We start from the raw sequence: 14117 nt of genomic DNA, 5'->3' as shown, positions 1-14117 counted from the left end.
TGATTATTTTGAAACGAAAAATCTATTATCTGGCTGAATGCGCAGATTTGTGCGCATATCAAGGCGCTCTGTCGTATGCCATAGCGAGCGATGGTGAGACAGAGCAACGCAGAGAGGCTCGAAAAGAGCCTATTCAGCGGCTCTGCTTATCTCGAGCTCAGGTTAATGACGGCTTCGCTAACGCTTTGGACACTTTTTCGAATAAATCCTTAGAGAGTCCAGGTAAGTCTAATAATCGCGTTAAACAGGCCTTAATCTTACGCTGACGTGTTTCATCGAATTTACTGAATTGGATCAACGGTGTCACCATTCTGGCGGCAACTTGTGGGTTAAGCTGATTTAAGTTGATAAGGCACTCAGTTAAAAACTCATAACCTCTGCCATCGGCGCGGTGGAATTGATAAATATTCCCAGCGGCAAAACTCCCAATAAGCGAACGTACCCGATTGGGATTACTCATGCTAAAACTCGCGTGTTGTTGTAATTGACGTAATTTATCAATTACATCATCGCTATCATGAGTCGCCTGTAACATAAACCATTTATCCATCACTAGCGGCGTATCACGCCAGCGCGTCTCAAACTGAGCCATTAACTGGTCACGGCAAGTTAAAGAGCCAACATTGGCTGCCGTTAATGCGCCGAGCGAATCCGTCATATTACAAGCCTTAGCAAACTGCTCTACCACAAAGGTTTCGGCATCATTGCTAACTCGGCTAAGCCAATTTAGACATTGGTTTTTAAGGGCGCGGGCTTTAGTGCAATCCAAATTAACTAATGAGCGATAAAGTGCCGTTAATTCATCTTCGCAGTAAGCAGCAAGCTCGGTGAGCACAAATTCACGCGCGAGCGCTAACGCATCAAGGTCAACAGTATCAGTTTGCTCAATCAAAGCGGAAGCCGATGGAATCGCTAAAATCTCAGCCATTAATGCCTGATCGAGTTTCTCATCGAGTAAAGCCCCTTTAAAACTATCCTTCACTCTTTCATCTAAGGTCATCGTCTGATGTTGCTGTAAATGTTCAACATTTTTCCAAATTGCTTGGCTAACGAGAGTAACGGATGCCTCCCAACGCGCCACTTCACTCGAAGCAAAACGCATCAAATGAACAAGTTGGTCAACTTCGAAGGGATAGTGCAATTTAACTGGTGCAGAGAAATCTTGCAGCAATGATGCCACAGGTTTATGGCGGAGTCCTTCAAAAGTAAATACTTGTTCGGCTTCAGTAAAACTGAGCACTTGGTTGACCAGTGATAGTCCCTTATCATCCAACAGCTCCAGACTAAAAGGAATATGCAGCGGCGAGGTGCAGCCTGTAAGAGTCTGTTTAAGTGTTAACTGATAACGCCCTGATGCAGCATCGAAACTGTCGCTTGCGGTTACTACCGGCGTACCTGCTTGGCTATACCAGAGGCGGAATTGGGTTAAATCGATACCACTGGCATCTTCCATCGCCGCAACAAAATCATCGCAGGTCACAGCTTGGCCATCGTGGCGTTTAAAGTATAACTTCATCCCCGCTTGGAAACGGGCTTCACCAAGCAAAGTGTGCATCATGCGAATAACTTCGGCGCCCTTGTTATACACTGTCACCGTATAAAAGTTATTCATCTCAATCACGGACTCTGGACGAATTGGATGTGCCATTGGGCCTGAGTCTTCAGCGAACTGCTGGTTTTTGATGACTTTAATGGCGTGAATTCGATTTACCGCGCGCGAACCTAAATCCGAACTAAACTCTTGGTCGCGAAAAACCGTTAAGCCTTCTTTGAGACTTAATTGGAACCAATCACGGCAAGTGACACGGTTGCCCGTCCAGTTATGGAAATATTCATGGCCGACTACGGATTCAATACCATGGTAATCCTCATCAGTCGCGGTCAAAGTATCGGCGAGGACATATTTGGTATTAAAGATATTTAAGCCTTTATTTTCCATCGCACCCATATTGAAAAAGTCGACAGCAACGATCATGTAGATATCTAAATCATATTCAAGGTCAAAACGGGACTCATCCCAAACCATAGACTTTTTAAGGGATGCCATCGCATGGTGCGCCTTATGCAAATTCCCTTTATCAACAAAAACCTGTAGCACCACTTTGCGCTGACTGCGGGTAATAAACTCATCCTGCAACAGATCAAAATCACCTGCCACGAGGGCAAAAAGGTAGGCCGGCTTGGGGAAAGGGTCCTGCCAACGTACATAATGGCGTCCGCCATCGAGATCACCTTTGTCAATCAAGTTGCCGTTACTGAGCAGGAACGGGAACGCCAGCTTGTCGGCTTCAATACGCACAGTATATTTAGCCAATACGTCAGGACGGTCGAGGAAGTAAGTGATACGTCTAAAGCCTTCAGCTTCACACTGGGTGCAATAGGCACCGTCAGACATATAAAGCCCTTCGAGGCTTGAGTTGGCTTCAGGATCCAGTTGGGTGATGATGGTCAGCTCAAACTCATTTAGGGTCGTTTCGATTGTCAACTGCCCTTCGCCAACTTGATACGCTACCTGTTGACCATCAATCGCCACGCTGACTAAGGTTAATCCTTCACCATCAAGCACTAAAGGATTAGCGTGGGAAGAGCTACGTTTAACCTTGCTAATAGCCTTAACAACGGTATTTTTACCGTTAAGATTAACATCTAAGTCGATGGATTCAATCGTGAACTGGGGAGCTTGGTAGTCTTTAAGGTATTTTGCTTGAACTTGTGTCATTTCGTTCCCTTTAACACTGATTTAAATAAGAAAAACGCGCCATAAGCGCGTTTTAAGGTAAGGTAAACAGACGTAACTTCCGCCTATTTAGTGCCAGCGTTAGCTAGCTTTTTCGCATCCACCATATCTAGAGTGATATAAGCCGTTTCATCTAAAAATGCATCTGGCGCAGCAACATCATCTTTAATATCTTCCATCGATTTAACTGGCGCTAAACCATTGGCTACGCGACGCTCATTGGTTCTATCGAGCACTTTCTTCTCATCAGCTTCACGTGATGCAATACGCTCACTTTCCACTAAGGAGACCGTTTTCTCTTTGTGATGCTTTTTAAAGTCAGCAATATCTTGATTGATATAGTTAAACTCAACACTGTTTTGAATACGGGCAAGGTGCTTTTTCTCTAAACTCGCCACCAGTTCAGGGGTGATATCATTTAGCGTACCGTATTGCGCCATCGGGACTTTGTCCCAAGGCAAAGCATTCTTCTCTTCAGCTTCACCATACTCACCAGGCTCTAACGCACTTGGATACGCAATATTCGGTGTCACACCTTTGAGTTGTGTACTACCACCGTTAATGCGATAAAACTTCTGAATGGTGTATTGCACATGCCCAATAGGTTTCTCGTACATATCGTAGATGCGACCTAGGCTCTTATGCTGTTGCACTGTGCCTTTACCGAAACTGGATTCACCAACAATCAGTGCACGATCATAGTCCTGCAATGCTGCTGCAAAAATCTCAGAAGCTGATGCGCTGTAACGGTCAACCATCACGGTCAACGGACCTGCGTAGGCAGTCTTGCCATCGTTATCGCGGTGAGCTGACACACGGCCATCGGCGTCACGGATTTGCACCACAGGGCCCATGTCAATAAAGAGTCCGGTCAGTAACACGGCTTCGGTTAATGCACCGCCGCCATTACCACGTAAATCGATAACGACACCTTCGACTTTTGCTTCGTTGAGTTTAACGAGTTCCTTTTCCACATCCTGGGATAAATTCATATAGAATCCAGGAATTTGGATAACTCCGACTTTACGATTGGCGTATTCACCGTCTTTAGGTTCGATGATTTTAGAGGTCGCGGCACGGTCTTCTAAGCGAATCTTGTCACGTACTAAAGTGACGTTAAACGGCTTAGCATTTGAGCCACCTTTCTTCGGTAAAATCTGCAAAACGACTTTACTGCCCTTAGGACCTTTGATGAGCTCAACGACATCGTCTAAACGCCAGCCGATAACATCAACGATCTCGCCACCCTCTTGGCCAACACCAACAATCTTATCTTCTGGTGACAGTTTTTCACTGCCAGCGGCAGGACCACCTGCGATTAAACTCTTAATCACAGTGTAATCATCTTCGAGCTGTAACTGCGCGCCAATACCCTCTAGGCTCAAGTTCATTTCCATTTGGAAACGCTCAGCATTACGGGGGGATAAATAGCTAGTGTGCGGCTCAATGCTGCGAGAAAATGCATTCATCACCGCTTGGAACACATCCTCACTATTGGTCTGAGTCAAACGTTTGATGGCGTTGTTATAACGTTTTTGCAGAATCTCAACAATTTCAGGCCATTTTTTGCCAGTAAGCTTGAGATTCAACGCATCGTATTTCACTCGCTGACGCCAAAGCTCATTGATTTCAGCTTGATCTTTTGGCCAAGCGACATCTTCCCTATCGTACTCGTAGGCATCACCAGGAACGGTAAAATCCATTTCTTTATCGAGCAGAGAAAGCGCGTACACAAAGCCTTCGTAGCGACGTTTTTGAACCAAATCAAACATTTTGTAGGCGGGGTCGAGTTCACCTGAACTCAGCATATCGTCAAACTGATTGATATAAGGCTTAAAACTGTCGACATCGGCTTGGGTCAGCACATTGCGACGGTAATCAAGTTGCTGTAAATAGCGGTCAAAAATCTGCGCAGAAAACGCGTCATCGAGCGCAAATCGATGGTAATGCGAACGAGTGTATAAATCTGTCACTCGTTTACTGGCCACTTTATGCTGCGCTTCCTGCTTGAGAGTGGGTAACTCGCTGATTTGAATCGTAGGAGGCACAGCCCAAGCCGAAAATCCGACAAAAACAGTGGCGATGGATGTAGCCAAAATGAGTTTTCGCATCAACAAGTTACTCCGTGAGATTAAATGATTACAGCAGAATATGTTCTGCTTTCACTTTTATCGTTAAGCCGCTATCAAGCTGAACATGAATGTCTTCTTTGTTAATATCAGTGATCACGCCGGCTACTGGCGTCATCCCTAATTTAACATTGACACGCTGTTTTTTCGCTAAATCGGTCAATTGCGCTTGCACTAAGTTAACAGCAGGCTCTGCCTTAGGCGCCGCTTTTACTGGACGCTCAGTCTTACGGGCAGGAACAGCTACTTTCTTAGGGGCTTTTTTCGCAGGAGCTTTACCCGCTGGAGCCGCTTTCGGTGCTTGAGCAGCACGCTTAGCTTTGGCTTTTTCTTGGCTTTCTTTCAACATAGCTTGAGCATGATCAATATGCTCTTGTTCTAACTCACCACAAGGCTGACCATCAAGATCGACACGTTGGGCACCGGCTTTTACTGATTTGAGGTAGCGCCAGCTGCTGGTATAGCGTCTTAACGCCACTCGCAGTTGCGTTTTACTGACTTTAGAATCATCAGCCAACCTTTCAGCCAAATCTTGAAACAATCCGATTTTTAATGGCTTAGTTTCACCTTCAGCAATAAAGCACAAAGGAAATGTTTCATACAAGTACGCCAAAATTGCGTTGGTGTCGGTCAACTTATCTGTTGATTCCATCATTACTTCCACAGTTAAAAAGGGACATCGAATTCGAAGCGATATAAATCAGCTTCTTACGTGTCGTTTATCTTGGTTATGCTCACTATTGAGCCAAAGTACAAATTAGCATTCTCGCCGAGTTAACTAAAGTTAAAAAAATATCAGTTAACCATTTTATGGCAAAACCCAGCAAACTTATTCAGACAATACCAAATAAGCCATATCTGGGCATGCGCTATTATAAGGCGCACGCCACCGATTGCGACCATGAATTATGCGTTATTGTACGCAAATTAAGCAAATAGGCAGCTTTCGAAGCTTTTTACCAATAATTCCAAGCCCTTTTGGTCTTCCTCATCGAAGCGATCAAAAATAGGACTATCGATATCCAGCACAGCAATCACCTTACCATCGGCCCGCACTGGGATCACAATTTCGGAATTACTGGCCGAATCACAGGCGATGTGGCCATCAAATTGATGTACATCGGCAACCCGTTGAGTTTGATTAGCCAATGCAGCGGTGCCACACACGCCTTTACCCATCGGAATGCGGGTACAAGCCACTTTACCTTGGAATGGGCCTAATACTAACTGTTCGCCGCGCATAACGTAAAAACCTACCCAGTTTAGTTCGGTTAGGTTGTCATTAAGCAGGGCTGAAAAGTTAGCCATGGCAGCCACTAAATCATCTTCGCCTTCGAGTAACGCTAACGCTTGACGGTTCAGTGATTCATAAAATTGCGGTTTCATATGCTTCCTAAAAATTATTCAGCAGCATCGTCCTTCTTAGACGCTTTTTTGGCTGTGTTTGGTTTTGTTGGCGTACTATTAACTTGAACCACGCCTTTAAGCAAGTTTGTTAGCTCATCTTTATTGTTAGCAAAATAGAATGCGAGCTGTTCGGTTAGACTTTCATCAATCCCAAGTTCCGCTTTCTGAATAAATGGAATGAGGTTATCAGCGATGTCGAGCATCTTATCGTAGGCATCAGCCTCCTTTTTCGATGTGAATGTCATCTTTTCTACCCCTTCTCTTACCACGACAAACTGTGTAATAACTGCCATGACCGCCCTCGCACTGTTTTTATATACAGTAACCAGAATGACATAAAGTGAACTAGTGATGCAAGTGTTCTGATTATTCTGATATTATGACTGCGCTTTATGTTGTGGAGATGGGTCAATCAATTTGATATCTCACCTTATAATTTGTTGTTTTCGGATTATTTGCTCAATCTCAGTGGCTTTGGGGCTAATATAATATTTTTATATGCATGACAATACAGCAGAAAACTCTGTAATCCTCTGTCGTTCCTGCGACTTGGCCATTCGGAAACGTGCCCTCCCAACTGGGGTCAGAGCATTGTGTCCGCGTTGCAACACCGCACTTTATGACACTCCATACTGTTCAGTAAATGGCATGTTGGCACTGTGCATTACCGCGTTGGTGTTCTATTTTCCTGCTAACTTTTTTCCTGTGCTAGAAATCCATTTTCTGGGCAGTATTCGCACAACAACGGTATTTCAAGGCGCTTTTGCCGTCTTCGAACAAGGTTATTGGGTGGTGGGATTAGCCGTACTTGCTGCCGCAGTGGTTGGCCCTGGTTTATTGATCCTATCGATTCTTGCGCAAATTTTGATTATAAAATGGGGGCTTGCAAGCCCATTTTGGCGCCATAGTCTCAAACAATTACTCACATTTCAGGGGTTCCTTTCGCAGCTGACGATGCTTGAGATTTATGTGATTAGCTTCCTCGTCTCATCATTTCAATTATCTGATTTTTCGGATATTTATTTTGGAATGGGTACCTTTTGCTTCACCATGCTTTTTTTAGTCACCCTGTTTTTACAGCGTGAATACGATATTGAGCATATGTGGGGTCTTCTTATGCAGGAACATCACTGATATGAAGCAGCAAGGAAAGGATTTAGGCCTGTGTTTGTGCCGCGTTTGTAGGCAACTCAATAGCAGTGAGGATAGCCACTGTAGTCGTTGTGAGTCAGAATTACAGGTCCGCGATTACAACAGCTTACAAAAAAGTTGGGCGCTGCTTATTACTGCCGCCATTTTATTGGTTCCAGCCAACCTCTATCCCATTACGGTGCTCACCAATCAGGGAAAGGTACGTCACGATACGATCTTTTCCGGAATTGTTCATTTAGTCCAATCGGATATGTTACCCATCGCCATTATTGTGTTTATTGCCAGTATTTTAGTGCCTTGGGTAAAGATTATCGGCTTAGCCACTTATCTGTGTGCTATCAGTTTCAACCTGCCAATTTCAAAGCAAAAACTTATGGTGGGATTTCATGTTATTGAGTGGATTGGCCGCTGGTCGATGCTCGATTTATTTGTGATCTCGCTGACCGTTGCCCTGGTGAATATGGGGCAATTACTCGATGCAAAGCCTGCACCCGCGGCCACGGCATTTGCATTGGTGATTTTACTGACGCAACTTGCCGCAAAAGTTTTAGACACTCGTTTACTCTGGGATCGACTGGAACCTCAAGATGACACAAATTGAATCGCCAAAAGTTGTGAAGAAAAAGCTCTTTTCGCCGATTTGGCTGCTCCCGATTGTGGCGCTCGCGCTTGGCGCATGGCTGGGTATTAAGAGCATCAAAGAATCGGGCATTGAAATTCAAATCCACTTCCCCAGTGCTACGGGGATCGACGTGGGCAAAACCTTAGTCAAATACCAAGGCTTAACCGTTGGTAAGGTAAAAGATATCGGTATTGATGATGATCTTAAAGGCGTTAACGTGAAGGTGATGATGGACTATCGCGCTAAGCCTTTCTTAAATAAAGAAACCCTCTTCTGGTTAGTTACCCCAAAGGCCAGCATCACAGGCGTTGAAGGTCTGGATGCGCTGTTTTCAGGCAACTATATTGCAATCCAACCAGGCAAAGGCAATGCCGCTACCTTGTTTGAGGCAGAACGCCAACCGCCACCAATGCAAATTGGCTCCGAAGGGGTAATGATTGAACTGACGGCCGATAAACTCGGCTCATTAGATGTGGGCTCGCCAGTGTTCTTCCGTCAAATACCTGTGGGCAGCGTGGTCAGCTATCGTTTAGACGGCAACGCTAGAGTGATTATCAGCGCCTTTATCCAAGAGCAATATGCACGTTTAGTGAAGAAAAACTCTCACTTTTGGAATGTGTCAGGCGTGAAAGTCGATGCTAGTTTAGCGGGTATTAAAGTCAACACTGAGAGCCTTGCTTCTATCCTTGCGGGTGGTGTGAGTTTCAGTTCCGATGAAAAAGCGCCTGCGGCACAAAATGGCGACAGTTTTTCCCTCTATGATTCCGAAACCAGCGCTCTTGGCGGGATTGAAGTCAGTCTGACCATGAGTGATGGCAATGCTATTGATAAAGGCACTCGCATTGTATATCGCGGCATCACCATTGGTGCAGTTCAAAGCAAGCAACTCACCGCTGCAGGTGTGACTGCGGTGGCAAAATTTGAGCCTGAATACGCCAACCTATTAACTCGGGACGGCCAGTTTTGGCTTGAAGGCGCCGATATTTCGCTCTCTGGGATCAAAAACCCCGAGCGTTTACTCACAGGAAGCGTGATTAACTTTTTACCCGGCACCCATGCTAATTCGGCACTACCAAGTAGTTTTGCCTTGCAATCCTCAGCTCCTGATGTGCTACAAGCGAAAAAACTTAAGGCAACAATAACCTCGGCCGAAAACATGGGCTTAACCGCTGGCGCCGAAGTGCGTTACAAGCAATTACCTATCGGTCAGGTGCTCGAGGTGAAATTAACCAAAGATCTGTCGGCCGTTGAATATCTACTCGAGCTGCAACCTGAATTTGCCAGCTTAATCCGCAGTGATAGCTATTTTGTTCCCGAATCAGCGTTGAGCGTCGATGCGTCTCTTGATGGTGTATCGGTCAAAGCACGCGATCTAGCGACATTAACTAAAGGCGCGGTGAGTCTGATCCCTGGTACCAGTAATACCCCGCTGGCGGCAAATGCGCGTTTGCCACTCTTTAGCTCAATGGATGAAGCTAAGCAATTCTTTGTCCGTCAACAGCGTTTATACTTTACTCTCATCAGTGCTGATGGCGCCGATGTTAGTCAAGGATCTCCGATTTACTATAAAAAAATGCAAATTGGTAGCGTGGAGTCGGTCAACTGGCAGAGTAAAACCGAAGACTTTGCGATTAAGATCGCTATTGATAAGCAGTTCCAACCCTTAGTGCAAAAACCTAAAGTCTTTTGGCGTAACAGTGCCGTGGATGTCAGCGCCAGTCTTGCGGGTATTGATGTCGCCGTTGCTCCACTACAAGGCGCGTTAAAGGGCAGTATCAGCTTAGGTTTATTGGACAGTTCAACGACTGAGCCTAATGCGGCACTTAAACTATACGAAAGTAAACAGCTCGCCTTAGCGCAGGCTCAAGCAATCAAACTCACCTTACCCGCCTCGGCAAAATTGGCTGCAAAAGCCGCCATTCGTTACCAAGGTCATCAGGTGGGTGAAGTGACGCAAGTTAAGCTCAATACCGATTTAACCACCCTTACAGCCACCGCCTATCTCTATGGCGACTATGCCGAGCATTTCAGCCGCAGTGATACTGAGTACCATATGGTCGAAGCGCAAATATCTTTAGCAGGCATTAAAGCGCCAGAAACCTTAATCACTGGGCCATATATTGGCGTGTTACCGGGTAAGAGCAAGCAAAAGGCGAGTCAATTCCAGGCCAAATTGGTTGAGAGCAGCTACGCCAACGTGGCCGAAGATGCGCTTAAGTTTATCTTGGAGGATAGCAACCTTGGCTCGATGAAAGTCGGCACGCCTATTTTCTTCCGCGGCATTAAAATCGGCCAAATCGATGGTTATAGCCTGTCGTCTCAAGGTAACAGTGTACTCATGCAAGCGCACATTGAGCCCCAGTACAGTCACTTAGTAAATCAGAGCAGCCAGTTCTGGGACGCCTCAGGTATCAAGGTCGATGTAGGTATTTTCTCTGGTGCGCAAATTGAAGCCGGTTCGCTCGAAACCCTATTAGCGGGCGGCATTAATGTCGCTACTAAGGAAACGACGCAAGCAGGTAATAGCTTAAACCAAGGCACTGTGATCCCGTTGCAACACAAAGCCCAGAGCGAATGGCAGGAATGGGCTCCAGCCCAGTAGCAAATCCATTTTGCTAAGGCCCTCATTCAGGGCCTGTATTACGGAATATTAGTGAAAGAACTGTTTTAATTTTAGGTGAGTCATGAAAGGAAAGTACTCAAAATTAATTCAAGAGTATTGTGAGCAAGAAAGTATCTATATTCCTCCCGGGTTTAAGCGCCATTCAGCTTCTCATTTGGCGGTAATCCGGCATGATTCAGGGGAGCCCAAGTTAGTCGCTAAAACCTTCTTTAAGAAAGAAGATCTTAATTATTATATTTCTTCGACATTAATGGAGTTGGTGCTTGATAGTGGGGGAAACCTTCCCGCAAAGGTGGTTGATTTCAAAGAAAATATAGAATTCAAGATTGCAAGTAATGGTGCACTGATTAAGTTATAACCCGTGTTTTTGCGTGATAATCAGTCCAGCAAGCTTAGTATCATTTAACAATCAGGCGCATTAGATAAACTCTAATGTGCCTGATTGTTATCCGCTAAAGTGACTGTCTGCATCGCTATGCATTGCGCCTTTCGCCATCTCATACTTAGCCATAGAACCAATAACAGACAGCAATAGCCGCACTGATCCCTGCAAAATCCGCCGTTAGACCACAGGCGAGCGCATGGCGCCCATGACGAATACCCACTGAACCAAAGTAAACAGCCAGCACATAGAAAGTCGTTTCAGTGCTGCCTTGGAAAATCGCCGCCAAGCGCCCCGCAAAGGAGTCCACACCATGGTGCGCCATGGTTTCGAGCATCATCGCGCGCGCGCCCGAACCGCTAAAAGGCTTCATTAATGCAGTTGGCATTGCATCGACGAAGCGAGTATCAAACCCGAAAAGACTCACACAACTCGCAATCAGTTGCAGCAGGTAATCCAACGCGCCCGATGCCCTAAGTAAACCAATCGCCAGCAGCATGGCTAACAGATACGGGATCAGTTGGATCGATTGGTTAAACCCCGCCTTAGCACCTTCGATAAACTCATCATAAATCGCCACTTTTCGCACGCCCGCCACCAGCACAAAACTGAAGACTAACAGTAGCAATACCCCGTTGCCCAAGGCGGTCGACACTGTGCCAATCGCGTCTGCCGTTAAAGTCATCAAATAAAAACCACTGGCAACTAATGCCGACAGCAGCACAGCGCCATATCCGAGTACCACGGCATTGAGTAGTGAAAGCCGCTGCACAACAGCAACGATCAAAAGCCCCGCTAATGTCGAGGCAGAGGTTGCGAGGAGTATGGGTAAAAAAATGTCTGCCGGAGCCGCCGCGCCCTGCTGAGCACGGTATAAAAACACCGTGACAGGCACTAACGTCACCGAGGAGGTATTGAGGACTAAAAATAGAATTTGTGCGTTAGTGGCAACGGTTTTGACCGGATTAAGACTCTGCAAATCCTGCATTGCCTTTAAACCTAATGGAGTAGCGGCATTATCCAATCCAAAAATGTTGGCCGTTAAGTTCATCGTCATACTGCCAAATGCGGGATGCCCCTTGGGCACTTCGGGCATTAAGCGGCGCAGCAGTGGCTCAAATACAAAGGCAATCGCCCCAACAACACCGGCTTTTTCACCAATTCGCATTAATCCCATCCACAGGGACAACACACCCACTAAGCCTAAGGCGATTTCAGCGGCGAGTTTAGCGCTGGCAAACAAGGCCTCAACCGCGTTGGCGAGCACCTCGATATGCCCATTAAAAAGCTGTATTGCCATCGCCAACAGCGATGTGAGGAAAAACACTAACCACACCCGATTTAGCACTCAGCCCCTTCCTTATTGTTATTCAAACTGTTTATTCGTGTCGCTTTGTTTATTTAACGCAAATCTGAACCAACGATAGTAGAGGGATAAAATCCCAGCCCCACTAAGGGATTATGATATACTTGCCGCAGTTGATACACAGCCAAATTCCGTTATGGTTCAATTAAATCAAAATTTTATCAGTACAATTGCCCAAGAATTGCCCGCCCATCTCTCAATGGATGACTTTATTGCGGCCTGTTCAAGACCACTTCGTCGCTCAATTCGCGTCAACACCTTAAAGATCAGCAGCGAAGATTTTAAGCGTTTGATGCAGCCCAAAGGATGGACCTTTGAGCCCATACCCTGGTGTAAGGATGGTTTTTGGATAAGCTACGATGAAGAAGAGCAGCTCGGCAATGCCCTAGAGCATATTCAGGGCTTATTCTATATCCAAGAAGCCAGCTCCATGCTGCCGCCAACCGCACTATTTACCCCCAATGCAGATTGGCAATGTGTGTTGGACTTAGCAGCTGCACCTGGCTCTAAAACCACCCAAATGGCAGCGTTAATGAATAATCAAGGCTTATTGGTGGCAAATGAATATTCCGCTAGCCGCGTCAAAGTACTCCATGCCAATGTGCTGCGCATGGGCGCGAGTCACTGCGCCCTAACCCACTTCGATGGCCGAGTATTTGGTGAGTATCTGTATGAAAGTTTTGATGCGGTATTAATTGATGCGCCTTGTGGCGGTGAAGGCACGGTCCGTAAAGATGCGGACGCGTTAAAATCTTGGTCGCTCGATGAGGTTCTTGCGATTAGCGAAACCCAAAAAGCCTTAATCGAATCCGCATTTTTGGCCTTAAAACCGGGTGGCAGTTTGGTTTATTCAACCTGCACCCTTAATCGGCACGAAAACCAAGGTGTATGTGAATATTTGCAGCAAACCTATGGCAATGCAGTGCAATTTGAGTCCTTAAGCCAATTATTTGATGGTGCTGACAAAGCCACTACGCCAGAAGGCTTTTTGCACGTTTGGCCACAGATTTACGACAGCGAAGGCTTTTTTGTCGCAAAGTTGACTAAAACCCGTTCGGTACCACGCCTACAGCCTGAGCCGAAATTGCAAAAGAATTTCCCCTTTACGGAGGCGAGTGCCAAACAAGCCAAAGCCATTCAAGCCTATTTTACCGATGATCTGGGTATCGAACTGCCCGATGATCTCATTATGGTGCGCGACGATGAGTTTTGGCTATTTCCCCATGAATTTAAAGACTTTATTGGTAAAATGCGCTTTCAGCGGATTGGGGTTAAGCTTGCCGATCACAGTAAACATGGCTTTAAAGTGCGCCATGAGGCGATTATTGCTCTAGCGGGTAAAGCGCTTAAAGCGGGGGCAAAAAACGGCGCTAAAGTCGTAGAAGTGAGCGATGAGCAGGCAAAAGAGTATTTGATGGGACGAGATATTCCCCTCGATACGGCTGGCAAAGCTCAGGGCGAAGTGATTGTCTGTTATGGCGGCGCGCCTTTAGGCATGGCGAAACATTTAGGTAATAAATTAAAAAACAACCTGCCCAGAGACTTAGTGAAAGATAAAGTATTATTGCTACCACCGCAGGCATAATGGTTATAAATCGGTGATTTTTTAGCGAGAAATAACCTAAAAAACGGGGCAGAGAAAGTGTTACTCATACTAAACTCAACTACACTGAGTCTATTGTAAAGTGCTGTGTATGGC

At 45.9% G+C, this 14117-nt stretch carries 11 protein-coding genes; 5 read left to right on the top strand and 6 right to left on the bottom strand.

Features of this window, described 5'->3' with window-relative positions:
- Positions 1 to 157 precede the first annotated feature (157 nt).
- The 5 genes from pepN to MMG82_RS11305 all read right to left on the bottom strand — a co-directional run bounded on the left by pepN (position 158) and on the right by MMG82_RS11305 (position 6566).
- Positions 158 to 2719, bottom strand: a complete 2562-nt coding sequence (gene pepN / locus MMG82_RS11325; protein ID WP_241406861.1) for an aminopeptidase N — start codon at positions 2717 to 2719, stop codon at positions 158 to 160.
- A gap of 83 nt (positions 2720 to 2802) precedes the next feature.
- Positions 2803 to 4848, bottom strand: a complete 2046-nt coding sequence (prc, locus tag MMG82_RS11320) for a carboxy terminal-processing peptidase (protein ID WP_047533982.1) — start codon at positions 4846 to 4848, stop codon at positions 2803 to 2805.
- Positions 4849 to 4876: 28 nt separating this feature from the next.
- Entirely contained in the window at positions 4877 to 5518 is a 642-nt protein-coding gene (proQ, locus tag MMG82_RS11315) for an RNA chaperone ProQ (RefSeq protein ID WP_241406862.1), read from the bottom strand.
- A gap of 275 nt (positions 5519 to 5793) precedes the next feature.
- Positions 5794 to 6252 carry a GAF domain-containing protein gene (locus MMG82_RS11310; RefSeq protein ID WP_241406860.1) on the bottom strand — a complete coding sequence of 153 codons (459 nt, stop codon included), beginning with the start codon at positions 6250 to 6252 and terminating at the stop codon, positions 5794 to 5796.
- Between the two features lie 14 nt (positions 6253 to 6266).
- Complete coding sequence (locus MMG82_RS11305) at positions 6267 to 6566, bottom strand: YebG family protein (RefSeq protein WP_037419285.1); 300 nt, start codon at positions 6564 to 6566, stop codon at positions 6267 to 6269.
- 205 nt (positions 6567 to 6771) lie between these two features.
- Between MMG82_RS11305 and MMG82_RS11300 the strand changes: the two genes are divergently transcribed.
- From MMG82_RS11300 to MMG82_RS11285, 4 genes are all read left to right on the top strand, one after another.
- Entirely contained in the window at positions 6772 to 7407 is a 636-nt protein-coding gene (locus MMG82_RS11300) for a paraquat-inducible protein A (protein ID WP_037419282.1), read from the top strand.
- A gap of 1 nt (position 7408) precedes the next feature.
- Positions 7409 to 8026, top strand: a complete 618-nt coding sequence (locus tag MMG82_RS11295; RefSeq protein WP_037419279.1) for a paraquat-inducible protein A — start codon at positions 7409 to 7411, stop codon at positions 8024 to 8026.
- The gene (locus tag MMG82_RS11290; RefSeq protein WP_047533980.1) at positions 8013 to 10649 is read left to right on the top strand and encodes an MlaD family protein; all 2637 of its coding nucleotides are present in this window, start codon (positions 8013 to 8015) and stop codon (positions 10647 to 10649) included. The genes MMG82_RS11295 and MMG82_RS11290 overlap by 14 nt, the downstream gene beginning before the upstream one ends.
- A gap of 82 nt (positions 10650 to 10731) precedes the next feature.
- Positions 10732 to 11028: a hypothetical protein gene (locus MMG82_RS11285; protein ID WP_041416814.1), complete on the top strand. Its 297-nt coding sequence runs from the start codon at positions 10732 to 10734 to the stop codon at positions 11026 to 11028.
- 145 nt (positions 11029 to 11173) lie between these two features.
- On the opposite strand, the gene MMG82_RS11280 is transcribed toward MMG82_RS11285, so the two are convergent.
- Positions 11174 to 12400 carry a spore maturation protein gene (locus MMG82_RS11280; RefSeq protein WP_144346509.1) on the bottom strand — a complete coding sequence of 409 codons (1227 nt, stop codon included), beginning with the start codon at positions 12398 to 12400 and terminating at the stop codon, positions 11174 to 11176.
- A gap of 154 nt (positions 12401 to 12554) precedes the next feature.
- On the opposite strand from MMG82_RS11280, the gene rsmF reads away from it, so the two are divergent.
- Positions 12555 to 14003: a 16S rRNA (cytosine(1407)-C(5))-methyltransferase RsmF gene (rsmF, locus tag MMG82_RS11275; protein WP_047533976.1), complete on the top strand. Its 1449-nt coding sequence runs from the start codon at positions 12555 to 12557 to the stop codon at positions 14001 to 14003.
- The last annotated feature ends 114 nt before the right edge of the window (positions 14004 to 14117 follow it).

This window comes from Shewanella sp. MM_2022_3 (assembly GCF_022557375.1).
GTDB lineage: Bacteria > Pseudomonadota > Gammaproteobacteria > Enterobacterales > Shewanellaceae > Shewanella > Shewanella xiamenensis.
This window is presented reverse-complemented; position numbering and strand designations above follow the sequence as displayed.

Excerpts from the sequence above, each read along its gene's own strand:
- pepN (WP_241406861.1), bottom strand. The coding sequence starts at position 2,719 with ATGACACAAGTTCAAGCAAAATACCTTAAAGACTACCAAGCTCCCCAG.
- MMG82_RS11300 (WP_037419282.1), top strand. The coding sequence starts at position 6,772 with ATGCATGACAATACAGCAGAAAACTCTGTAATCCTCTGTCGTTCCTGC.
- MMG82_RS11295 (WP_037419279.1), top strand. The coding sequence starts at position 7,409 with ATGAAGCAGCAAGGAAAGGATTTAGGCCTGTGTTTGTGCCGCGTTTGT.
- prc (WP_047533982.1), bottom strand. The coding sequence starts at position 4,848 with ATGCGAAAACTCATTTTGGCTACATCCATCGCCACTGTTTTTGTCGGA.
- MMG82_RS11290 (WP_047533980.1), top strand. The coding sequence starts at position 8,013 with ATGACACAAATTGAATCGCCAAAAGTTGTGAAGAAAAAGCTCTTTTCG.
- MMG82_RS11310 (WP_241406860.1), bottom strand. The coding sequence starts at position 6,252 with ATGAAACCGCAATTTTATGAATCACTGAACCGTCAAGCGTTAGCGTTA.
- MMG82_RS11305 (WP_037419285.1), bottom strand. The coding sequence starts at position 6,566 with ATGGCAGTTATTACACAGTTTGTCGTGGTAAGAGAAGGGGTAGAAAAG.
- rsmF (WP_047533976.1), top strand. The coding sequence starts at position 12,555 with ATGGTTCAATTAAATCAAAATTTTATCAGTACAATTGCCCAAGAATTG.
- proQ (WP_241406862.1), bottom strand. The coding sequence starts at position 5,518 with ATGGAATCAACAGATAAGTTGACCGACACCAACGCAATTTTGGCGTAC.
- MMG82_RS11285 (WP_041416814.1), top strand. The coding sequence starts at position 10,732 with ATGAAAGGAAAGTACTCAAAATTAATTCAAGAGTATTGTGAGCAAGAA.